Origin of the sequence: uncultured Dokdonia sp., assembly GCF_947492815.1 — a bacterium.
GTDB lineage: Bacteria > Bacteroidota > Bacteroidia > Flavobacteriales > Flavobacteriaceae > Dokdonia.
In genome coordinates this window covers 352,507-375,578 of record NZ_CANLOB010000001.1, presented here as the reverse complement: position 1 = coordinate 375,578, position 23,072 = coordinate 352,507, and the positions used below count along the sequence as shown (strand labels likewise).

The window sequence follows — 23,072 nt, the reverse complement described above, 5'->3', positions numbered from 1 at the left end:
CATGAGTAAGCGTCATCTAGCTTTGTTAGCAGCGTTTGGAGCTAGCTTTATTTACGGGGTAAATCATACGCTCGCTAAAGATTTAATGCCTACTTATATTAAACCTTTTGGGTTTATTATGTTGCGAGTTTTAGGAGCGGCTTTGCTGTTTTGGCTTACCAGTTTATTTTTCCCTAGAGAAAAAATAGATCGTAAAGATTGGACACGTATTGTGCTTTGTGCATTATTTGGAATGACAATTAATATGCTTATGTTTTTTAAAGGTTTAGCACTTTCTACACCTATAAATAGTAGCGTTGTTATTACATTATCACCAGTTATTCTATTAGTGCTATCTGCTATTTTTTTAAAAGAAAAAATCACGTGGTTTAAAGGATCAGGTATTGGGATAGGTCTCGTAGGGGCACTTGTTTTAATTCTCTTTGGAGCAAAAACACAAGAAAATGCACCTAATATCCCCTTAGGGAATATCTTGTTTATTGTAAATGCTACAGCATACTCTGTATATTTAATTATTGTAAAACCTCTTACAGCTAAGTATTCCTCTATTACACTGATGAAATGGTTTTTTTTAATAGCAGTTTTTACAAACTTACCTGTGGCATTACCCGAGTTTATGGAAGTACAATGGTCTACATTGCCAGTGTCTGTAATAGGTGTAATGATTTTTGTAGTAGTAGGAACTACCTATTTAACATATTTGTTTAATGTATTTGCATTACGAACACTCAAGCCATCTACTATTGGAGCTTTTATTTATCTTCAACCATTATTAGCGACCCTAGTTGCTATTATTTTAGGAGCAGATACACTTACTGGAGTTCGCGCCTTTGCTGCAGGATTGATTTTTTTAGGAGTATATTTAAGTACAAAACGGAAAACAATTGCAGTTGAGTGATCTAAACGTTACATATTATACAACTATAAAAGAAGTTCCAGAGACTGTATTTACAGTTCTAGGGTGTAAAGATACTTTGTATTTTACTAAGGAATTTCTTCAAGCTTTTGAAGAAGCAAATCAAAAAATAGAATATTTTTATTTAGTACTTTCTCAAGAAAAAGATGTTGTGTCTTTAGCCATTTTACAACGAATGAGTGTCGCTATAGACAATGCACAAGAACATCTCCCTTTTTCAGAGCGTATTGCGCGCTCTTTACAATGTTATATAAGTGCTCATAAAGTACATACAATCGTATGCGGAAATGTATTTCTAAGCGGTAATTACGGTGTTATCGTAAAAGAAGGAATCGTACAAGAACCTATTTATAAGAAAATAGCAGAAGAGGTAAAAAAAGTACAAACACAAAAGAAAGCTTCTGTTTTCTTTTTTAAAGACTTTATAGAAGATGAGCTTTCAGTAGTTTCTGAAGTTGAAAAACATCAATTTCAACCCTTTGCAGTAGAACCTAATATGCGTCTTAGCATACGCAAAGAATGGACAGATTTTGATCAATATAAAGCTGCCCTAAAATCAAAGTATCGTGTTAAAGTAAATAAGGCTGATAAAAAGAGCGCACCATTAATCATGCGACCTTTTGATGTAGAAGATATAGAAAAGTATCAAGAGGATTTGCAACAGCTATATTGCAATATCACAGACCGAGCATTATTTAAGACCATAGATTTACAAATAGAAACGTATAAATTATTAAAAATACGCTTTCGCGAAAGCGTACTCATAAACACTTACTGGCTTGAGAATCGTATAGTAGGCTTTGCTACTGCATTTAAAGTAGAAAATAAAATAGACGCCCATTTTATAGGCATAGATTATGACTATAATAAAAAATTATCAATCTATCCTAGAATTCTAAATGATTACGTTAGATTAGGAATCGAAATGAACGCTGAAGAAGTTAATTTTGGAAGAACTTCTTCAGAAATTAAAAGCACATTAGGAGCCGTTCCTGATAATCTAACTTGCTATGTAAGACATCGCAGAACGTTAGCGACCTTATTGTTTAAACCATTAGTAAGGCAAATTAAAATGAAAGAATACAAACAACATACACCTCTTAAAGTATAAAGAGACTATATGTTAACTTATGATATAGACTCTTTTATGTGTATTGTTATTATTATACCCAAGCATTAATAATTCCTCCCATTACAGCTAAGGTAACTGTCCAATATCCTACAGCAATCAGGACATATTTGATAGATTTACGTTCATACAAAGCAATAGTTCCTAAAACAGGAAGTATCATAAAAACCCCCATAAGTACACCATGGAAAGCACCATGTTTAAAGGTGAGATACGGATCTTGTCCATGAATCTCGCCTCCACCTCCACCTACCATTACTTGCGCCCACATAGAGAATGCTAAGAATAATCCGAAAACAAAACTCAATCCAAAGATGAATGCCATATTCCCACTTTTAACTTTTTCTTCAGTCATGCCAGATGCTGTCATCCAAGCCTTCCCAAATAACGGCCCATACCAAATAAACCCTACTACTAGGGAAGAAGCTGCAGCTGCAAGTATTGCAAGCCAATTAATGTCAAAACCTTCCATAAATTCTATTGTCTTTTTGATTAGTTATGAATTAAAGTTACTAAAAAAAGTAAACTTTGTTTAACACAATCAACTTGTAATCAACATTTATAGGTTGTAATTTTAAACAAAAAAAGAAGCTATATAAACAAATCAAAAACAACTCAATCATTATGGAAACTAAAGAAATCGCAGAAAAATTAGTGAACTGGTGTAATCAAGGAGATTATGCTAGCTGTTATCAGAACTTGTATAGCCCAAATATTGTAAGTATTGAACCTAAAGGGGCTCAGATGGAAGAAGTACAAGGAATGGAAGCTGTAGCCCAAAAGGGACAGTGGTGGGAAGAAACTTTTGAAGTACATAGTAGTAAGGTAAGCGAACCTACTGTAGCAGATAATTGGTTTTCTGTTCGTTTTGAAATGGATACGACACATCGCCCAAGCGGACAGCGTTCACAATCTTCAGAAATAGCTGTATATGAAGTACAAGATGGTAAAATTGTAAAGGAACAATTCTTTTATGATATGCCACCTAGCGAGTAGTTATATAAAAGCCTGCGTATAAAAATATTATATACTCAGGCTTTTTATTGGCATTCCCGAAGGTTGTAATACTCTGAGGCTTGTATTGAGGTAGCTTATATTATGAAATTATTCTTCTAAATGCACAGGAGCCTGTCCATGTGCTCTCATGTCTTCTTTGGTTAGTATCTTATAGTCTGGCGTTTTTGGAGCATTTTTTAGCATAGGTATTAATGACTCTGGAAGACCACACAACTTTCGAGTTGTTAGATCTATCCATCCCCCTTGCATAGTACCACGCGCTATATTACGCCCTTTATGATCATAAAAATTATGAACAAATTTGAAAAACATACCATCAGGACTACTTCCTCCTAATTCAAAACTCACACGAATAGGTTTTCCTTGAAAAGCTTCTTTGAAAAAGAATAACTGCTCATGAAAAACAACAGGACCAATATTGTGAATCACCATTTCTTTTTGGCTTAGTCCATTTTCAATCATAAAACCCATACGTGTATGACTCATGAAATTTACATAGGCACTATTGGCTAAGTGTCTGTTAGCATCTATATCGCTCCATCGGATATCAAACTCTTTAAAGTACATAATTGTTTATCTTTTTATATTTTAAAAATTCTTTAATAACAGCTACTGTCTCTTGTTCTTTAAGCATATGATCTTGATTATTCATATACACACGGTCAATATGTAATAAATGCTCAATAGCTTCTTTTATAGGGGCTATCGGAGTAACATTGTCAGATCTCTCATGGATAACCATACAAGGTTTATCTACCTTTTGAAAGAACTGTTGCAAAGTTACTTCGTCAAAAGATATTTTAAGTATAGTATCTATCTTAAAACGTAAATTTTTTAATGTGCTCTCTGAAAGAGAAAGAAGATTTTTAAAATACACTAAAATAGCATCTAAGCCAGATGGCGCACCCATAATAATATAGGAATCTATTGGAATCTCTTGATTCATTAAATATAAATAACTAGTAGACAAGCATCCTAATGAATGACATATAACACAATCTATTTTTCCTACGTGATATATAACAGATTGAATAGTCTCTCTATAAAACTCTACATTGAGATGATTTCCTTCAGAAGCCCCATGAGCAGGAGCATCTAATGCATATAACGTATACTCATTAAGATCTAATTGTTCTACATAAGGTTGCCATTGCTTACTATTACTCTTCCAACCGTGTAAAAACAAAATGTTTTTAGCACCAGTACCCCAGCTATGTAAAGCTACATTTGTTCCTTTAGAAGTAGGTAATAATGTAGTAATACCTGTTTCATAAAAAGCTTTTGTTGTAGTTTTTAGAGGGGTTCTTTTTACGTTACAAAGTAATTTAAATGAGAGCTCTTGATTATATTTTGGGAAAATGGAAGTAGCATTTAAATAGAATCCAATAAGCTTCAGTACTAATTTTTCCATAATGATTTATTTCAGATACCAATTGGTATCTTGTTTGTCAAATTTTTTTATGATACAATTTCCTTTATAAGGGTTCTTAGGTGTGTAATAGCATGTGTAATGGCTGTTTTAGTACCTTCTAGCTTGCTCATCATAATACCTCCTTCAAGTGTAGCTATAAAGATGGTTGTATAATAATCAACATTGATAGCTGATTGTATCTGATTGTTTTTTATACCGTTATCAAATAAGGTTTGTAATGACAAACGTAAACGTGATAACATATTAAAAGCTTGTTGTTTTAAAATAGGATTTGCATCATCAGATTCAATAGCGACATTAAGTAAAGGGCAACCTCCTTTGTATAATGGAGTTTCCATATACCCATCAAAAAAGGTGAAAATTGCCTCCATTTTGTTTTCAAAATTTTTAGCTTCTTTTATAGAAGTGCTTATTTCTTGAAACATACGTTTGGCAAGACTATGTAACGCTTGCTGCTCTAAATCTTCTTTATTCTCAAAATGACGATAAATGGCTCCTTTTGTAAACCCAGTAGCTTTAGTAATGTCAGATAATGAAGTAGCCTTGTATCCCTGTGTATTAAAGAGATCGGCGCTTTTTAAAATGATATGTTCTTTTGTTGCTTCTGGATTTCGCATACGCAAAGATACCAATTGGTATCTATATGTGCAATGTTTTAATGTCAGGATGTGTTTAAATAAAAATACCCCCTTTTTTAGGGGGTATATATAATGTATATGATTAGGCAATTAAATTTGACTCATTCCTCCGTCAATTTCAATTTCAATCCCATTTACATAACTAGCATCTTCACTTGCTAGAAAAGCAGCGGCTCCTGCAATTTCTCTAGCTTCTCCAAAACGTTTTAATGGAACGCCTTGTGCAAAACTTGCGCCCATTTCTTGTACTTGTTCTTCTGTCATACCTTCCATTTTACTATAAATAGGCGTTCCAATAGGACCAGGAGCAATACTATTTACTCGGATGCCTCTAGGAGCAAGTTCGCTTGTTAAAACACGCGCATAGGAGCGTAAAGCACCTTTTGTTGCACTATAAACTCCAGCACCCTCAAATCCTTTTTGATGTACAATAGAGGTGTTAAAAATAATACTAGCGCCATCATTCAGGTTTGGAATAGCCTCTTTTACAAGAAATGCAGGGCCTTTAATGTTTGTATTAAATTGATTGTCAAAAAAGTCTTCTGTAATTTGATCTGATGGTGCAAATTGTGCAACACCGGCATTGGCAAAGAGCACATCAATCTTCCCGTATGTATTTACAGCTTCTTCGATAAGACGCTTACTATCTGCTGGATTCGATTGATCAGAAAGTACTGCTTTAAAGTCGCCTTCTAATAAAGAGGAAGCTTCATCTAAAGCTTCTTGTCTCCTTCCAGAAAAAACAACTTTTGCACCTTCTTCTAAAAAACGTTGTACAGTTGCAAGTCCAATTCCTGAATTACCTCCTGTAATGACAGCAACTTTGTTTTCTAATTTTTTCATAGTATTTTTTGAGTTTTTAATTGTTTATAGTATTGATATTTGTTCTTTAGCCAAAGCAATAGCCTGCTCTTGATTTGCGACAACTTCATCGGCGGAGATAAATGTGATATCTGTAATACCTAAGAAATTTAAAAAAGTAGTTAGGTAGTTCGTTACATGATCTACTGGTGAGTTTAGCTTTGTACCCCCAGTCGTTACAATAACATATGCCTTTTTGTTCTTTAATAATCCTACAGGCCCTTTTTCTGTATATTTAAAACTAATACCAACCCTAGATATAGCATCTATATAAGTTTTCAGTCCAGCAGTAACAGAAAAGTTATACATAGGTGATGCAATGATATAGGTATCTGCATTTGCAAATTCTTGAGCGAGTATATTAGAATTATGTACAGCAGCTTTTTGTGCTTCTGTTTGTTGATCTTCTGGTATAAAATAGGCATCTACCTGATCTTGATTTCCTAATTGTACAAGATCATCATAATAAAGATCTCGATGTAAAAGAGAGTCTCCCTCTCGTTTAAGATGTTCTTGAAGATTATTAGCAAGTTGACGACTAATGGAGGTTTCTTTTCTAGGACTACCGTCTATTCTTAAGAGTGTTTTCATAGTTTAAATGTTTTATTTGAAACAATCGTTTCAAAATGAATCAAAAAAATTTCAGTTTAATATTTTTAGGGTGTTAGCTACTATTTTTTTTAGTTTTTCCTCATCACGTGTTAACATACCTGTCATTCTAAGACCCTGGAAAGCGCTAAACAAATAATAGGCATAATTATTTGAAGAATCTTCTTTGTTAACTACTCCTTGTTGTTGCCCTTTATCTACCAAATCCTTAAAAATAGAGATAGTATATTCTTGTCTAGACGTTAAAAACCCTCTGATACTTATATCAACACGAGATAATTCTGTTGTGCAATTCATATTAAAACATCCTTTACCTTCTACATCTTGTAAAATAGCTTGAATCATACTCTCAAAGACAAGACAGATTCCTTCAAAAGCATTTTCAGTTTGTGATAATGCGGTTTTAAAAAGTGCTTTTCCTTCTTCTTGATATTGTTTTAAGACAAGCTCATAAAGGGCTTTTTTATTTCCAAAAGAATTATAAATACTGCTTCTGTTAAGCCCAGTAGCATCTACAAGATCTTGCATAGAAGTACCGTTGAAACCTTTGTCCCAAAATAAGTGCTTTACTTTTTCTAGCACCTGAACTCTATCAAAAACTTCGACTCTTGGCATTTTATTTGAAATGATTGGTACAAATATAATTGAAACGATTGGTTCAGAATAGATTTTTAGAAAACTTTAGGATTTAAGTTTTCAGAAGGTGTATGCTAAACTCTTTGATTTCTGTGTATCAAATGTGTACTTTTATCGTCTTGTAGAAAATCACTTATACTCACTTAATGCCATTAATATCATCTGAGTTTCGTGCAAACGGACTTTTTAAAAACACACATTTTTCTACCATTTATTCTGCTAAAATTAGGCAAGTGAAGGGTGTGCACCAAGAGCGAGAACGGTTTGTGTTACCTGATGGTGATTTTTTAGATGTGGATTGGTCGTATACGCTCCTGCCTGCCTGCAAGGCAGGTTCGCGAGAGCGTACCCAAAAAATTGCCCTCTTATTTCATGGATTAGAAGGAAATGCGCAACGCACCTACATGCTTGCTATGGCAAAATTATTGAACCAAAAAGGATACGATGTAGCTGGTGTGAATTTTAGAGGGTGTAGTGGAAGTGATAATCTTTTATATCGTTCTTATCATAGTGGAGAAACAGATGATATGCGTTTTCTTATACAAATGATTGTAGAAAAAGATGTCTATAATGAGATGTATTTATATGGCGTTAGCTTAGGAGGAAATGCATTGCTTAAATATGCTGGCGAAAAAAAAGACATACCATCTCAAGTCAAAGCAATAGCTACTGTAGGTGTTCCAGCCGATTTAAAAGCATCTCTTGAGCAATTAAATTATAGTGAGAACTGGGTATATCGCACGTCATTTCTTTTAGACTTACGCGGAAAGTATCGAAAAAAAATGGTAAAATATCCTGAGGTCATGACTACAGAAGACTATAAAACCATAAAAACGCTTAAAGATTTTGATGACTTATATACGGCACCAGCACATGGCTTTAAAGATGCATTAGAATATTATGAAAAAGCAAGTAGCTTTGATTTTCTTCCTGAAATTGAGATCCCAACACTTATTTTAAATGCAAAAAATGACTCTTTTTTGCATGGAGATTGTTATCCTTATGAACATGCTTCTTCTTCTAAATCCCTGTTTTTAGAAACCCCAGATCATGGAGGTCACGTAGGATTTTATAAACGAGGTGATTTTTATTATAGTGAACAGCGTACACTTGACTTTTTTGAAGAAAAAACCCCGTAAAATAAGGAAGTTTAGTATCTTCGATATTCTATAATAAAACGACTAAAAAAAATGAAAATGACAAGAATTTTGATGGCATTTGCTCTTATGGGGCTGTTAATGAGTTGTGGTGGTGATAAAAAGGAAGATAAAAAAGAAAAAGTAACTATAGGAGGTGCTAAAACTGAAAAGAAAAAAGACGATTCAAAAGTGAATCTTGCGATTTCAGGAAATGACCTTATGCAGTTTGATAAAAAAGAATTTAAGGTAAAAGCAGGTCAGGAAGTAACACTTACATTACGACATACAGGTAAGATAGACATAAAGGTGATGGGACATAATTTTGTGCTTTTAAAACAAGGAACTGCGATTCCTGCATTTTCTGCAAGTGCAGCTTCTGTAGGACAAGAATCAGATTGGATTCCTGATGGAGGAAAAGATGTGATTGCACATACCAAAATGATAGGTGGAGGGCAATCTACAACAGTTACATTTACAGCACCTGCTGCTGGAACATATGATTTTATCTGTAGCTTCCCAGGGCATTCAGGTCTTATGAAAGGGAAGTTTATTGTTGAGTAATTTTACTTTTTGATTTTGACGCAAAAAGCAATAATTCCTTTAGTCTATCTTTTACTTTTGTGTTTTAGCATTCAAGATATTTATGGACAAGAAGCTCCTGTAGAAATTATATATAAGAATGGTGCTACACTAAAAGGTGTCGGTCGCTTGGCTTCAAAGCGAAGAATAAAATTCACTACACACCCAGAGGTCAAAGCAAAAAAAATAAGCTTTGATCTAATTGATTATGCCATGATTGGAGGTAAACGTTATGAACAACACCCTGTAAAAGATAAAAAAAATAAAATAGTAGTAGAAGTAAAAGTCGCTGGAGCAGTATGGCTTTATGAGGTTTCAAGAGTTGGAGGAAGTCCATTAGTACCCTCTACCACAGGTGTAGGTTTTACTGGGGGAGGACAATTTGATATTAGTAATTATTATGTAAAAAGAGAGGGTGATTTGGAATTAATACATTTAGGATCTAATCAACTATTTACAAAAAATTTCAAAAAAGGAGCTAGTGAATTTTTTAAATCGTGCCCTAAATTAGTTGAGAAAATTCAGAGTAGAGAGTATAAGAAAAAGCATATTAAAAGAATTGTTAGATATTTTAACCTTAATTGTAATTAAAGTTAAATTGTTAAGAATAAAAAAAGAGCGGCTATCTTATTAAGATAGCCGCTCTTGTGTTATATATTCTCTTATAGATGAATGATTGGATCAGGATTTCCATCAGGATCGTTGTTTACAAAACCATCAGTAGAACCATTACTCAATAAAAGAACACCAGCAGCATGTGGTGCAGCCATTGATGTACCACTTATGGTATTATATCCTCCACTTTTCCAAGTTGAGAATACAGCAACTCCAGGAGCGGCATAATCTACAGGGGATCCAAAGTTTGAGAAATTTGCAAAGTTATCATTGATATCCATTGCAGAGATCGTATATACATTGTTTCCATTAGCTCTCGCAGGAGAAGAATTATTAGCGTCTTGAGACTCATTACCAGCAGCAAGTACAAACTTCACACCTGTTGAAGCTGCCGAAATCACAGCATTATCAAGTGCTGTAGAAACACCACCACCTAAACTCATATTTGCTACATCTCCATTAGCTCCATTTGCAGCTACGTAATCTACACCTGCAATTACACCAGAGTTAGAACCACTTCCTCTTCTATCTAATACTCTTACAGCAACTACAGTAGTTCCTGGAGCAACTCCTACAGATCCTATTGCGTTATCGATAGCTGCTATTGTTCCAGCTACATGTGTACCATGACCATTTTGATCATTAGGAGATTGGTTACTAGGAGATCCAGAAAGAAAAGATATACTACGTCCAGTATCAACATTTAAATCTGGGTGTGTTAAATCAATACCACTATCAATTACCCAAGCAGTGTTAGAAGAAGCAGTTGTACCGCCGCCTACTCTTGTTGTACCATAAGGAGTTACTTGCGCTGGATCACCACCACCATTTCCATTTCCTGGTTTACCCATTTTGATGGTAAAATCTTGCTCAATACTAGCCACACGAGGATCTTTTCTTAGCTCGTTAAGTTGTACATCAGATAATTCTGCAGCAAACCCATTAAAAGTATATCCGTAAGTAGCTTTAATGTTTTGTTCAGTAAGTCCAATTTTAGAAAACTCACTAATAAAAATGTCCTTTTTAGAATTAATTTGCGTTTTGTAATCCTGTATTGAAGTTGCTTTTTTTAATGAAGGCATTCGGTTATTGATATCGTTATAAGTGATTATATAACGTCCTTCTATAGGTGATACATTATCACCAGTAACAGTTTCTACTTGTACTTGAACTTCTAAAGAAGCACTATCGGTTACCGCACCATCTTCACTGTCTGGTTGACAACTAATTACTGCTACACCTAATGCTGTTAACATTGTGTACTTAAAAAAATTAATCTTCATAATAAATATTTTGATTTTGTTGTTAATAGTTGAACAATATATAAGAATAATTGTTAAAAAAATTAACAGCTGTAGTATTTTTCGATGAAATACACAATTTTAATTAAAAATATATAAACATATACGAAATCGATTGCGTATGATGTTTATTTTGTTTAACGTTATTGGTTTTTGCTTCATCTAAATGAGTGCTAGGTTTCATGCAAAAAGCACTGTTATTGTACAATAACAGCGCTTTTTGTATTGAGAGGAATTTGTGTTTATAAAAACTGATCACACTCTTTATATGCGTCGATCACACGTTGCTCTCCAGTTGTACCATCTATAGAATTTCCATGCTCCATACCCAATACACCATTAAAGCCTTTACTATGAATGTATTTAAATACATTTTTATAGTTAATTTCTCCAGAGGTAGGTTCATTACGTCCAGGATTATCCCCAATTTGGAAATACGCGATTTCATCCCAACATTTTTCAATATTCGGAATCAAGTTTCCTTCTTGGATTTGTTGATGATAAATATCAAAGAGTATTTTACACGAAGGACTATTTACTGCCTTACATATCTGATACGCTTGCGGAGACTCCGATAAGAAAAGCCCAGGATGATTTCTAAAATTCAAAGGCTCTAACACCATCGTAATACCGTGTGGTTCAAGGATAGCACTGGCTTGTTTGAGAGCTTCAATTACGTGAGCAGTTTGATATGCCATATTCTGGCGTAAGTCTATATGACCCGGTACAACAGTCATCCATTTTGCTTTTACACGCTTGGCAACATCGATAGAGCTTTTAATATCAGCTAGAAACTCATCACGCCATGCTTGTTTACCACTGGCAAGATTAGGTTCTGTCCAATAGATTTTATGTGCTACAAAAACACCCATAGTCATACCATGTTTTGCCATGGTTTTTGCCATGGCTTCTTGTTGTGCTACAGGTCGATTACGCATTTCATTATCTTCAAAAGCAGTAAATCCTTGCGAAGCCATAAATTCCAGTTGAGCAATGGGATCTTGACCTGCATGCTCTTTAAACATGCCTATGTGAGGTGCATAGTTCAAATTGAAATGGTGTTTTACTGTGTTCGCTTTCGCGAAAGCGTACTTATCTACAGTCGTTGCCATTGCATCGATACTTAATCCTCCTAAAGACAAAAAGGAACCTGTTAAGGCTCCTTTTTGAATAAACTTTCTTCGTTTCATAATGTGTTTTCATATCCGCGAAGGCGGATACCTTATACCGTCATCGCTGTTAGTAATCATATATGAGATTCCCGCCTACGTGGGAATTAATTATAAAGAATATACCTTTCCTCCAGTCGCATCTTCTACAGAAAGGCAACCTACTTGTTGTCCAGGAATAGGCTCATAAGCTAGTACATTTTCTCCAATTTCTTCAGAGTTTTTCCATCCCCAAATAGTCATCCCTCTTAATTGCCCAAATAATTGATTACAGGCGAGGTCGCTATCTAGTTTAGTGCTTGGGTCTTTAGTAAACGCTTGATAAAACTCTCCAAAACGTTTGTCAAATCCTTCTTGTTCTTCTTTTCCAATAGCTAAGTATTTTCCAAGCAACTGATCAAATTCTTCAGACTTTCCAGCTTCTATATCTTTTGAAAATGTCTTGGTGAACTCTTCTGCGAGTCCTTTGAATCCCATACGTACTTGTGCTTTTCCCTGTTCTGGAATTACTTCATTCCAAAAATTGTCTATAAACTCATGTACACCTACATCTACTGCTCCAGGAACAGTAGCATCAGACGGAATGATAAGATCTACAATACGACGTAATGCATGTCCTTCTCCTTTCGTTAAAAAGTTTGGAATAAACTCAGGTTCATTTGAACAGCTTTGTAATAAACTTAATACGGTAGGTGTTGCAACAAGTGCCGTTGCACCTAATCCTAAATTTTTAAGTACTTGTCTTCTATTCATCTTATGCTTCTTTTTTTAGTTGGGCAGCAGCGTGATTTGCAGCACGTGCAGTAAATGCCATATACGTAAGTGAAGGGTTTACACAACTAGCAGAAGTCATAAAGGCTCCATCAGTAACATAAACGTTAGGTACTGCATGTAATTGGTTGTTTCCATTACAAACAGAAGTTTTAGGATCTCTACCCATACGAGCAGTTCCCATCTCATGAATTCCATTGCCTGGTGCGCTTGGATCATCCATGGTTTGGATATCTTCAAAACCAGCATTTTTTAGCATATCTTTTGCAGAGGCAATCATATCTTTACGCATCTCCCATTCGTTTTCTTTCCACTCTGCATCAAAAGTTACAGTAGGTAATCCCCATTGATCAAGCTTATTGTAGTCAAGAGTCATTTTATTTTCGTGATATGGAAGACATTCTCCGAATCCCATAAGACCAATTGTCCAGCCTCCTGGTTCTTGAATAGCCTTTTTAAGATTTGCTCCATATCCTGCTTCTGCAATTTCTGGCTGATAATTTCCACGTCCTGCACCTCCTTGATATCCATACCCTCTTTTGAAAGTAGGTTGATCTGTATCTCCTCCTATATTTCTAAAACGAGGAATATAAATACCATTTGGACGGCGTCCTTTATAATATTTGTCTTTATCTCCAGACCATTTTGCAGTAGCTCCTGCTTTAAAGTGATGGTCCATAAGGTTATGCCCTAATTCACCACTATCATTCCCCATTCCATTAGGGAAACGTTTACTTTTAGACTGCATTAAGATACTCGCACTCGCAATAGCAGAAGCACATAAGAATATTACTTTTGCATTAAATACTTTTTCTTCTTTTGTTTCTGTATCTATTATTTTAACACCTGTTGCTTTTCCAGATGCTTCATCATATATCACTTCTTTTACAATAGAATATGGACGTAGTGTCATATTCCCCGTACGTTCTGCTGCAGGAAGCGTAGATGAGTTACTACTAAAGTATCCTCCAAACGGACATCCGCGCATACATCTATTTCTAAACTGACATGCAGAACGACCGTCATACGTCTTAGCACCTGTAATATGTGCTACACGACCTATCGTAAGTAAACGATCTTTATAATTCTGAGCCATATTCTTTTTAAGATGCTCTTCTACACAGTTTAATTCCATAGGAGGACTAAACTTTCCATCAGGAAGTACTTCTAATCCTAAATTTTCACCACTTACAGAAATATATTCTTCTACTTTATCATACCAAGGAGCAATATCTGCATAGCGCACAGGCCAGTCTACTGCGATTCCTTCTTTTTTATTTGCTTCAAAATCTATATCACTCCATCTATAACTCTGACGTCCCCACATAATAGAACGACCTCCAACGTGGTATCCACGTATCCAATCAAAACGTTTTGTTTCATTGTATGGGTGATCAATATCATCTACAAAAAAGTGACGGCGTTCAGCTTTATGTACATACCCAGTTCTTGATTGTTTCTCATAACGAGCTTCAATTTCTGCTGTATTTTCACCTTTAAATTTAGAATCCCAAGGGTCCATATGCATGGTAGGATAGTCTTCTATATGCTTTACCATACGACCTCTTTCTAAAACTAATGTTTTTAAGCCGTTTTCGCATAACTCTTTGGCAGCCCATCCACCACTAATTCCTGAACCTACGACGATCGCGTCGTACATTTCGTTTTCTGTACCTGTATTCACTTTGATATGTGTTTTTGAAAAAATATTGTGATATATGTTACCAAATATATAAATTTTAAGTTGTTTTTTGTCAATTTTAAAAAAAGACTAACTTAGTCAAACCGTAGATTTAACAGTTAATCACAAGCGAAAACGTTATAGTACGGCATTAATTAATTAGAACTCCATGAAAAATTATTTTACGATTGCATTAGTATGCGTATTTGTCCTTGTTTCTTGTAAAAATGATGCAAAAAAAGAAGAGGAAACTACCCAAAAAGAAGAACCAAAAACAGAAGTTGTGGCAAAAAACAATGATTTTAAACATTCTTTAGCGCAATGGTCACTCCATAAACCATTTTTAGATGGATCATTAGATCCCATGAATTTTGCTCCTGTAGCAAAAGATTTAGGGTTTACAGGAGTAGAATATGTGACACAATTATACCCTTCTGTACGAGAAACTGGTGATAATTACAAAGAGCGTGTAATGACATTGGCTAATAAATTGAACGAAATAAGTAAACAAGCCGAAATGGATAATGTCCTTATTATGGTAGATCATGCGGGAGAGCTCGCAGATCCTGATCCAGAAAAACTAAAAGAAGCCATAGAAAATCATAAAATATGGATGAATGCAGCAAAACTTATGGGAGCACATTCTGTAAGAGCCAACCTTTTTGGAGAGTTAGACCCAGAAAAATGGCACAAACTATCAGTAGCTTCCCTTTCTGAATTAGGGGCTTATGGAAAAGAAATAGGTGTTAATGTAATTATCGAAAACCACGGTGGATGGTCTAGCGATGGTGCAAAACTAGCAGCCGTTATGAAAGAAGTAGGTATGGAAACCGTAGGTACACTTCCAGACTTTGGAAACTTTTGCGTAAAACGTGAAGGAGGAGAGCGCTGGGGAGCACCTTGCGTAGAAGAATATGATACCTATAAGGGAACCATGGAGTTAATGCCATATGCAAAAGGAGTATCTGCTAAATCTTATAACTTTGATGAAGCAGGTAACGAAACAAAACTTGACTACGGTCGTTTACTACAAATTGTAAATGATGCTGGTTTTAAAGGATATGTAGGAACAGAATATGAAGGACCTCTTGAAGATCCTAAAGAAGGCATTAGATTAACCAAAGCATTGGTTGAAAAATCAATCAGTAACCTTAAATAATATACTATGAAAGCATCAACTAGAGTACAATTATCCATTATGATGTTCCTTGAATTCTTTATTTGGGGAGGATGGTTTGTAACCATGGGAACTTTTCTTGCAAAGTCATTTAGTGCCACAGGAGGACAGATGGCAATGGCATATGAAACGCAATCTATAGGTGCTATTGTAGCTCCCTTTATTATTGGTTTGATTGCAGATCGTTATTTCTCTGCACAAAAAATATTAGGAGTATTACATTTATTAGGAGCAGGGTTATTATATATGGCAGGATCGTCAGATAATTTTGATGCATTCTATCCATATATTTTAATATATATGATTTTATATATGCCTACGCTGGCATTGGTAAATTCAGTTGCTTTTAGACAAATGAAAGACCCTGCAAAAGACTTTGCACTTATTCGTGTATTAGGGACTGTAGGATGGATTGTAGCTGGACTTGTGATAGGTTTCCTTGCCTGGGAGTCAGACAATGTACTTCAAAATACATTTATGATGGCTGCAGGAGCAGCAGCGCTATTAGGAATATTTAGTTTTACACTTCCTGATACACCACCAGTAGTAGATAAATCGGAAAAAGTAACAGTGCGTGATATTTTAGGACTCGATGCTTTAGGTATGCTAAAAGATAAAAAGTACTTAGTCTTTTTTATTGCATCTATTTTAATTTGTATTCCATTGGCATTCTATTATCAGCACGCAAACCAGTACTTAAACGAATTAGGAATGGAAGGTGCTGCAGGAAAAATGACCTTTGGACAAATGTCTGAAATTGCATTTATGTTATTACTCCCTATCTTTTTAAAGAAATATGGTATTAAAATGACATTACTTGTAGGTATGATTGCTTGGGTGGTACGTTATTTATTATTTGCTTACGGAGACGCAGGAGAAAATACGTGGATGCTTATTTTTGGAATTATCCTTCACGGTATTTGTTATGACTTTTTCTTTGTGTCTGGACAAATTTATACAGATTTTAAAGCTGGAGAGAAATTTAAAAGCTCTGCCCAAGGATTAATTACATTGGCAACTTATGGTTTAGGAATGCTTGTAGGATTTAGACTTGCAGGATACATTACAGATCTTAATGCAATAGCCGAAGGAGGTCATAACTGGTTTGGTATATGGGTGCTTCCTGCAGGAATTGCTGGAGCTGTGTTCATATTTTTCTTAATAGCATTTAAGAATGAAAAAATAGAAGTAAAAGAATAAACGAATGGGTTTTGAACTTCGATAAGCTCAACCATACAAAAAGAATACGTGAGTAAAATATTTAATAAGAAAAGTATAGGAGTCGGCATAGGAGTCGGCATAGGACTATTACTATTTGACTTCTTTGATGGAGGAGGAATCGCTTGGGGAAAAGGTATTTTCGCCTGTCTACTCACAATAGGATTATTCTATCTATATGAAAAAATTAAAAAATGAGTAATAAAATAAAATGGGGCGTCCTCGGGGGCGGAGGCGATAGTTTAATAGGTGTATTACACCGTGTAGCAGCTAGTATGTTTGATGCGTATCAACTTACAGGAGCTGTTTTTAACCCCGATGTAAATGTGAGTCTCGCTTTCGCGAAAGAAATAGGTATTTCAACAGATCGTATTCATGTCAATATAGATGATATGATCGCTGCAGAATTAGCACGTCCTGAAGAAGATCGTATTCAGGTGTTTTCAATATTAACACCTAACTTTTTGCACTTTCCAATGGCAAAACAGCTCTTAGAAGCTGGATTTCATGTGATTTGTGAAAAACCAATGACCATGACATATGAAGAAGCATTGGAGCTACAGACCATTCAACAAAAAAACGGAAATATCTTTGGATTGACACATACCTATACAGGCTATCCAATGGTACGTCAAATGAAACAGATGATTGCTAATGGAGAGATCGGTGCTATTCAAAAAGTAGATGCACAATATTACCAAGGATGGATCAACTCATTAATACATGATGAAACTCAACGTGCTACTACATGGCGTTTAAATCCTGAAAAATCAGGAATAAGCTGTTGTATGGGAGACATAGGCGTACATGCATATCAAATGTTAGAATATGTAACAGGACAAAAAGTGAAGTCAATTCTAGCAGATTTGAATCATCTCTATGCAGATAATCAAATGGATATTGATGGCACGGTATTACTTCGTTTAGGAGAATATACCAAAGGAGTACTTCGCTCAAGTCAGATTGCTACTGGAGAAGAAAATAACTTTACGGTTGCTATATATGGTAAAAAAGCAGCGTTAAAATGGGAACAAGAAAACCCTAATTATCTATATCTTTTAGAAGAAGGACAACCGTTACGTGTTTTAAAACCAGGGCACGGGTATAATAGCGAATTCTCATTAGATGGAACAAAGCTTCCTCCAGGACATCCAGAAGGAATATTTGATGCGATGGGTAATATTTATAAAGGCGTTGCCAAAGCCATACGTGGAGAAAAATTCCATGAAGGAGAATTCCCAGGTATGACTGATGGCGTACGTGGAATGAATTTTATTGAAAAGTCAGTGCAGTCTCATCGTGATGGGAATGTTTGGGTGGAATTAGAGAGTTAATGTATACGCTTTCGCGAAAGCGAACTCGTGAGACCTGCCTGCCGGCAGGCAAGTTCACGACCATAAGGAGAGTGAAGCATTAAAGCGAATAAAGGAACATAAACAAGACTCCCATTTGTATGGGAATGAAAAGATATCTGCCTTTGCGGATATGAAAAGAAACTATGAAAACAATAAAAGGACCAGCGGTATTTTTAGCGCAATTTATGGATGATAAAGCACCGTTTAATTCGTTAGATGGACTTTGTAAATGGGCAGCAGATTTAGGATATAAAGGTATTCAAATCCCTACTTGGGAAAGTCGATTGATAGATTTAACCAAAGCTGGAGAAAGCAAAACCTATTGCGATGAATTAAAAGGGAAGGTTAATGATTATGGCCTTGAAATCACAGAGCTTTCTACGCATTTACAAGGACAATTAGTAGCAGTGCATCCAGCATATGATTTGATGTTTGATAATTTTGCACCAGACGATTGTAAAAACAATCCTAAAAAACGTACAGAATGGGCGCGCCAGCAAATGATAAGTGCTGCACGAGCAAGTAAGCATTTAGGATTGAATGTAAGTGCTACGTTTAGCGGTTCTTTATTATGGCATACTATGCACCCATGGCCACAACGTCCCGCAGGATTGGTAGAATTAGGATTTGAAGAGCTTGCAAATAGATGGCTTCCATTATTAAATGAATATGATGAAAATGGTGTTGATGTTGCGTATGAAATTCACCCTGGAGAAGATTTACATGATGGTGTTACGTTTGAACGTTTCTTAGAAGCGACCAATAATCATAAACGTGTCAATATACTCTACGACCCAAGTCATTTTGTATTACAACAATTGGACTACATAGAATATATAGATCATTACCATTCCTTTATAAAGGCTTTTCATGTAAAAGATTCTGAGTTTAAACCCGATGGAAAGCGAGGCACTTTTGGAGGTTATAGTGATTGGCAAGACAGAGCAGGGCGTTACCGTTCTCCAGGCGACGGACAAATAGATTTTAAAACTATCTTTACAAAATTGACCGAGTATAGTTGTGATGTATGGGCTGTTATGGAATGGGAATGTTGTGTAAAAAGCCCAGAACAAGGAGCTAGAGAAGGAGCGCCGTTTATTGCGAGCCATATTATAGAGGCTACACAAAAACGATTTGATGATTTTGCAGGTGCCGATATTGATAAAGAATTATTAAAGAAAATATTAGGCCTTTAATATGAAGATAGCAACGTTACTCTTCCTTTTAATACTATTTCTTTTTGGAACTACGCAAACTATTTTTGCACAAGAAGAAGGGATACAAATAACACATCATAAAGGAAAGCGAGTAAAGTTTGTAAAAGAAGGAAAAAGAATTAAAGTTTTTACTGATTCTGGAGAAAAATATAAAGGGCGTTACACAATTATTGACGAAGAAACAATTCAAATTAAAGGACAGGATATTAAACTTGAAGATATATATCTATTTAAGAAAAAGAGTTTATTTAACACGATAACAAAATCTGTTATTTTCGTAGTAGGTACATCTGTTATGATTGGCGGAATAGCTTCAGGAGGTGTTTTCGGTCCAGCAATAGGAGTTTCTTTTGGGGTTGTTACGTATTTAGTTGGATTAATTGTTCCAGAGATTTTTGTAAAAAATCTAGATGAAGACCGATGGTCTTATAAAATAATAGCGAATAGTAATTAATATAAATAACCAATGAAAAAATTAATCATACTTTCTGTAGCACTGGCTATTTTTAGTTGTAAGAATGAAACTTCAGAAACTAAAACAGAAGCAGTAAAAGAAGACACAAAAGTAGTTGAGAAAAAAATGGAAGAAACCTCATCAGAATGGGTTACGTTATTTGATGGAACCTCTATGGATCAATGGAGAGGGTATGGTTCTGAAACAATGCATTCAGAATGGGCAATTGTAGATGGAGCAATGGCATTTACTCCAGGAGAAGAAGGAGGTAAAAATATCATTACTAAAGACACCTATGAGAACTTTGTATTATCATTAGAATGGAAGATTTCTGAAGCTGGAAATAGTGGTATTTTTTGGGGTGTACATGAGTCTCCAGATTTTAGAGAGGCTTATGAAACAGGACCAGAAATTCAAGTATTAGATGATGCGAAACATCCAGATGCTAATAGAGGAGGAAAAACACATAGAGCAGGTGCTTTATATGATATGATTGCTCCTATGGATAATATTGTAAAACCAGCAGGAGAATGGAATGCTGTCATTTTAGAAGTAAATCATAAAACAAACCTTGGAAAAGTAACCATGAATGGTACAGAAATGTATACATTTCCAGCTCATGGTACCGAATGGGACGCTATGGTAGCAAAATCTAAATTTGCTGATTGGAAAGGGTTTGGAAAATATCAGAACGGTCATATAGGATTACAAGATCATAGTGATAAAGTATGGTACCGTAACATCAAGATTAAAAGAATAGACTAATACTTTCTTAAAGAGAAGAGTAAGCAAGTGATAAAAATAAATCTAGATCGTGTATGACGATAGAAAATAGTGCACTTTTATTTCAAGGTATTTTATTTTTATCACTTGCTTATTATTACTTGAAAAAGCCACCCAAAAAAATCAATCATTTCTACGGATATCGTACAAGACGATCTATGGCTAATCAAGATATTTGGGATTTTGCAAATCATCAAAGTGCTAAAGATTTATGGCACCTTGCTATAGTCACAATGATTACAGGAATTATTTTACTTCCTTTTGACATTTCTTTTAAGGTTCTTATCCAAGTTGGAGTACTGCTTATAGGCCTAGGTATTTCTGTGTGGCATACAGAGAAAGAGATCAGTAAACGCTTTGATAAAAATGGAAATAGAAAACCATAAACAAAGTAATATGTTTATATAAATACACTTTTATACTTCGATGCTGCTCAATATAAATTCACCTCTGTGAAAGCGTATACTACTCCTAATTAGTATCCGTATTTGTATTAAATGTAAGCTCAACCGTATTTCCTAATCGTGTTGTGCTTCCTTTTAGAGGTGATTGTTCAGTAATAGTCGTTTCTGAATCTCCAGCAATAATCTCATAGTTTAAATTAAACTCTCCTAAAAGCTCTTCAGCTTCACTAAGCGTTTTCCCTATAAGATCAGGTGTTCTTCTAAGTTCGGCACCTTCAGGTGCGGGAATAGGTTTGATCGTAAAATCTAACTCAACACTTGCATTTACATTAAGGTTATATTTGTTTGTGTTGGTTGCGTTAATAGGTGTTGCATACATTTTTACCTTCGATAATCTGTTAGATTGTATTTGAGAAGAACTTCCCGATTGAGACATTGCTAATGATATTTTAGCCTTTACTTTTGTTTCTGGAATGGTATAAAAAGTAGGTTGATATCCAATTTCGCGTAAGCGTTTATTCATAATATCTCCATCCTCATTATCATATAAGGCAAGTGTTTGTGCTAATGAACCTGCATCAAGTGCCGCTTGTGCATCTGCGACGCCTTCACCTATAGAAGCAATAAGATTGCCTAAAGGTGCTGCCATTGTATCATTCATAAATTCTTTAGGATTTGACATAATCTATTAGTTTAGGTGTTGGTTATTTTTTGCAAAAATGACAGTAATTGTGGTATCTGGCGTTGTTATTGTTCCTGGCTCTGGAGATTGCTTAAATGCTTGCCCTTCAGAAAGGATACTGTTTTCAGTATCTATTAATTGATATACAGGATCTAAACGTAAACTGAATTTTTCAAGGTAATTACGAGCTGCAGTCTCTGTAAGGCCTATAAGTTTAGGAACAATAAGTTCATTTACGATAGGAGTTTCGTCTTCTGTAATATCAATTTTTATATCACTAATAGCTGCTCCATTGATAGCAGAAGCATTATTGATATCAATTACTTGAAAACGTAATCCTCCTTCATCTTTTTCAGCGACAGTTTTTAGATTAATTGAAATGTTAGAAAGTTTAAAACCAGAAGCTACTGTGTTCTCTTTTGCTATTTTAATTTCGTCAATGACATCAGTATATAACTTGTTTGCAGAAACAGACTTAGGAATATATTCTTCTTGAGCAGTCTCTTGAGATAATAGATCTAATTGATTTTGTATTGTTTGCTTTTCAGTCTCTAATATTGAAATAGTATTTAGTTGTTGCTGTTCTATATCCTTGTAATGATTAATTTCTCCAAGTTGGGTACTTATTGTCTGACCTTGTTGTGTTATCGTAGCTTCTAATGCTCCTTTTTCTGCTTCCAGTGTATTAACGTCTGCTTCTAAAAAACTAACCCTACGGTTAAGGAAATCAATTTCTTCGACCTGCTCACTAGAAGTTGTATTTGTTTCGTTATTGGCCTCTTGCTGTCTAAGTTGCTCTTTTAATTCATCGACTTCTTTTTGTAAGTCTTCCATTTCAGGAGTAGTATTCTGTACTGTCTTTGTAGTGGCAATAAGTACAGATGGTATTTTAGGATTGTCTAGTCCTTCTATTTGTTCTTTTTGTAAGAGAAATAGATTTCCATAATCATAAGAGATCGTATCTTCAAGCATCGTATAAACTCCTTGCTTTGAAAGAATATGTACTTGCTCTTTAGCATTATCATCTGTCAGTCTAAACATAGGCATTCCTCCTGCTTGTAGTACTTCGCGTACTTTACGTAGTGTAGGTTGGTCACCATATATACGTGAAGGGATATCATATTCAAAGCTATAAGCGTCTTCTTGGTATCCTGTGAGTTCTGAATCAATCTTTTCCCAGACTTTGGTTTCGGTATTAAAGAATTGAATGGCAAGGTTCATTTTTTTAGGAATCTTACCCAGATGATCTCGTAGGGTTACTTTAAAAAATAGTTTCATACTTGATAAGA

At 35.0% G+C, this 23,072-nt stretch carries 26 protein-coding genes; 13 read left to right on the top strand and 13 right to left on the bottom strand.

The window, feature by feature from the left end; translation table 11 throughout:
* The first annotated feature begins 1 nt into the window (after position 1).
* Together Q1A01_RS01940 and Q1A01_RS01935 are read left to right on the top strand one after the other, a co-directional pair.
* Positions 2-898, top strand: a complete 897-nt coding sequence (locus Q1A01_RS01940) for a DMT family transporter (RefSeq protein ID WP_299675141.1) — start codon at positions 2-4, stop codon at positions 896-898.
* Positions 891-2,027: a hypothetical protein gene (locus Q1A01_RS01935; RefSeq protein WP_299675138.1), complete on the top strand. Its 1,137-nt coding sequence runs from the start codon at positions 891-893 to the stop codon at positions 2,025-2,027. The genes Q1A01_RS01940 and Q1A01_RS01935 overlap by 8 nt, the downstream gene beginning before the upstream one ends.
* Before the next feature lie 52 nt (positions 2,028-2,079).
* Here Q1A01_RS01935 and Q1A01_RS01930 read toward each other — a convergent pair whose 3' ends face one another.
* Positions 2,080-2,517, bottom strand: coding sequence for a DUF1761 domain-containing protein (locus tag Q1A01_RS01930; RefSeq protein ID WP_299675135.1), 438 nt, complete (start codon positions 2,515-2,517; stop codon positions 2,080-2,082).
* 152 nt (positions 2,518-2,669) lie between these two features.
* Here Q1A01_RS01930 and Q1A01_RS01925 point away from each other — a divergent pair, with 152 nt between their 5' ends.
* On the top strand, positions 2,670-3,041 hold the full coding sequence (locus Q1A01_RS01925; protein ID WP_299675132.1) for a nuclear transport factor 2 family protein: 372 nt from the start codon (positions 2,670-2,672) through the stop codon (positions 3,039-3,041).
* A 108-nt stretch (positions 3,042-3,149) separates the two neighbouring features.
* Here Q1A01_RS01925 and Q1A01_RS01920 read toward each other — a convergent pair whose 3' ends face one another.
* The 6 genes from Q1A01_RS01920 to Q1A01_RS01895 form a co-directional block, all read right to left on the bottom strand.
* On the bottom strand, positions 3,150-3,629 hold the full coding sequence (locus tag Q1A01_RS01920; protein WP_299675129.1) for an acyl-CoA thioesterase: 480 nt from the start codon (positions 3,627-3,629) through the stop codon (positions 3,150-3,152).
* Positions 3,619-4,473, bottom strand: a complete 855-nt coding sequence (locus Q1A01_RS01915; RefSeq protein WP_299675126.1) for an alpha/beta hydrolase — start codon at positions 4,471-4,473, stop codon at positions 3,619-3,621. The genes Q1A01_RS01920 and Q1A01_RS01915 overlap by 11 nt, the downstream gene beginning before the upstream one ends.
* 47 nt (positions 4,474-4,520) lie before the next feature.
* The gene (locus Q1A01_RS01910; protein ID WP_299675123.1) at positions 4,521-5,111 is read right to left on the bottom strand and encodes a TetR/AcrR family transcriptional regulator; all 591 of its coding nucleotides are present in this window, start codon (positions 5,109-5,111) and stop codon (positions 4,521-4,523) included.
* A gap of 111 nt (positions 5,112-5,222) precedes the next feature.
* Positions 5,223-5,975 (bottom strand): SDR family oxidoreductase, encoded by a 753-nt coding sequence (locus tag Q1A01_RS01905; protein ID WP_299675120.1) that lies wholly within the window; start codon positions 5,973-5,975, stop codon positions 5,223-5,225.
* 24 nt (positions 5,976-5,999) lie between these two features.
* Positions 6,000-6,584 carry an NAD(P)H-dependent oxidoreductase gene (locus Q1A01_RS01900; protein ID WP_299675117.1) on the bottom strand — a complete coding sequence of 195 codons (585 nt, stop codon included), beginning with the start codon at positions 6,582-6,584 and terminating at the stop codon, positions 6,000-6,002.
* 51 nt (positions 6,585-6,635) lie between these two features.
* The gene (locus tag Q1A01_RS01895) at positions 6,636-7,217 is read right to left on the bottom strand and encodes a TetR/AcrR family transcriptional regulator (RefSeq protein WP_299675114.1); all 582 of its coding nucleotides are present in this window, start codon (positions 7,215-7,217) and stop codon (positions 6,636-6,638) included.
* A gap of 167 nt (positions 7,218-7,384) precedes the next feature.
* Here Q1A01_RS01895 and Q1A01_RS01890 point away from each other — a divergent pair, with 167 nt between their 5' ends.
* The 3 genes from Q1A01_RS01890 to Q1A01_RS01880 are packed head-to-tail and all read left to right on the top strand — an operon-like array spanning position 7,385 to position 9,547.
* On the top strand, positions 7,385-8,377 hold the full coding sequence (locus Q1A01_RS01890; protein ID WP_299675111.1) for an alpha/beta fold hydrolase: 993 nt from the start codon (positions 7,385-7,387) through the stop codon (positions 8,375-8,377).
* A gap of 57 nt (positions 8,378-8,434) precedes the next feature.
* Positions 8,435-8,938 carry an azurin gene (gene azu / locus Q1A01_RS01885; RefSeq protein WP_366520079.1) on the top strand — a complete coding sequence of 168 codons (504 nt, stop codon included), beginning with the start codon at positions 8,435-8,437 and terminating at the stop codon, positions 8,936-8,938.
* 15 nt (positions 8,939-8,953) lie between these two features.
* Entirely contained in the window at positions 8,954-9,547 is a 594-nt protein-coding gene (locus Q1A01_RS01880; RefSeq protein WP_299675105.1) for a hypothetical protein, read from the top strand.
* 71 nt (positions 9,548-9,618) lie between these two features.
* Here the strand turns inward: Q1A01_RS01880 and Q1A01_RS01875 are convergent, their stop codons facing one another.
* The 4 genes from Q1A01_RS01875 to Q1A01_RS01860 all read right to left on the bottom strand — a co-directional run bounded on the left by Q1A01_RS01875 (position 9,619) and on the right by Q1A01_RS01860 (position 14,472).
* Positions 9,619-10,854 (bottom strand): S8 family peptidase, encoded by a 1,236-nt coding sequence (locus Q1A01_RS01875; protein WP_299675102.1) that lies wholly within the window; start codon positions 10,852-10,854, stop codon positions 9,619-9,621.
* A gap of 260 nt (positions 10,855-11,114) precedes the next feature.
* Positions 11,115-12,062, bottom strand: a complete 948-nt coding sequence (locus Q1A01_RS01870; protein ID WP_299675099.1) for a TIM barrel protein — start codon at positions 12,060-12,062, stop codon at positions 11,115-11,117.
* A 90-nt stretch (positions 12,063-12,152) separates the two neighbouring features.
* Positions 12,153-12,794, bottom strand: a complete 642-nt coding sequence (locus tag Q1A01_RS01865; RefSeq protein ID WP_299675096.1) for a gluconate 2-dehydrogenase subunit 3 family protein — start codon at positions 12,792-12,794, stop codon at positions 12,153-12,155.
* A 1-nt stretch (position 12,795) separates the two neighbouring features.
* Positions 12,796-14,472, bottom strand: a complete 1,677-nt coding sequence (locus Q1A01_RS01860) for a GMC family oxidoreductase (RefSeq protein WP_299675592.1) — start codon at positions 14,470-14,472, stop codon at positions 12,796-12,798.
* 190 nt (positions 14,473-14,662) lie between these two features.
* Here Q1A01_RS01860 and Q1A01_RS01855 point away from each other — a divergent pair, with 190 nt between their 5' ends.
* From Q1A01_RS01855 to Q1A01_RS01825, 7 genes are all read left to right on the top strand, one after another.
* Entirely contained in the window at positions 14,663-15,652 is a 990-nt protein-coding gene (locus Q1A01_RS01855; RefSeq protein WP_299675093.1) for a TIM barrel protein, read from the top strand.
* A gap of 6 nt (positions 15,653-15,658) precedes the next feature.
* On the top strand, positions 15,659-16,870 hold the full coding sequence (locus tag Q1A01_RS01850; RefSeq protein ID WP_299675090.1) for a nucleoside permease: 1,212 nt from the start codon (positions 15,659-15,661) through the stop codon (positions 16,868-16,870).
* A 212-nt stretch (positions 16,871-17,082) separates the two neighbouring features.
* The gene (locus Q1A01_RS01845; RefSeq protein ID WP_299675087.1) at positions 17,083-18,222 is read left to right on the top strand and encodes a Gfo/Idh/MocA family oxidoreductase; all 1,140 of its coding nucleotides are present in this window, start codon (positions 17,083-17,085) and stop codon (positions 18,220-18,222) included.
* Positions 18,223-18,386: 164 nt separating this feature from the next.
* The gene (locus tag Q1A01_RS01840; RefSeq protein ID WP_299675084.1) at positions 18,387-19,439 is read left to right on the top strand and encodes a sugar phosphate isomerase/epimerase; all 1,053 of its coding nucleotides are present in this window, start codon (positions 18,387-18,389) and stop codon (positions 19,437-19,439) included.
* Between the two features lies 1 nt (position 19,440).
* On the top strand, positions 19,441-19,914 hold the full coding sequence (locus tag Q1A01_RS01835; RefSeq protein ID WP_299675081.1) for a hypothetical protein: 474 nt from the start codon (positions 19,441-19,443) through the stop codon (positions 19,912-19,914).
* 12 nt (positions 19,915-19,926) lie between these two features.
* A complete protein-coding gene (locus Q1A01_RS01830; RefSeq protein ID WP_299675079.1) occupies positions 19,927-20,679 on the top strand; it encodes a DUF1080 domain-containing protein in 753 nt (250 codons plus the stop codon).
* Between the two features lie 53 nt (positions 20,680-20,732).
* On the top strand, positions 20,733-21,083 hold the full coding sequence (locus tag Q1A01_RS01825; protein ID WP_299675076.1) for an SdpI family protein: 351 nt from the start codon (positions 20,733-20,735) through the stop codon (positions 21,081-21,083).
* Between the two features lie 85 nt (positions 21,084-21,168).
* Here Q1A01_RS01825 and Q1A01_RS01820 read toward each other — a convergent pair whose 3' ends face one another.
* Positions 21,169-21,783 carry a PASTA domain-containing protein gene (locus Q1A01_RS01820; protein ID WP_299675073.1) on the bottom strand — a complete coding sequence of 205 codons (615 nt, stop codon included), beginning with the start codon at positions 21,781-21,783 and terminating at the stop codon, positions 21,169-21,171.
* A 6-nt stretch (positions 21,784-21,789) separates the two neighbouring features.
* Entirely contained in the window at positions 21,790-23,061 is a 1,272-nt protein-coding gene (locus Q1A01_RS01815) for a PASTA domain-containing protein (protein WP_299675070.1), read from the bottom strand.
* Positions 23,062-23,072: the final 11 nt, after the last annotated feature.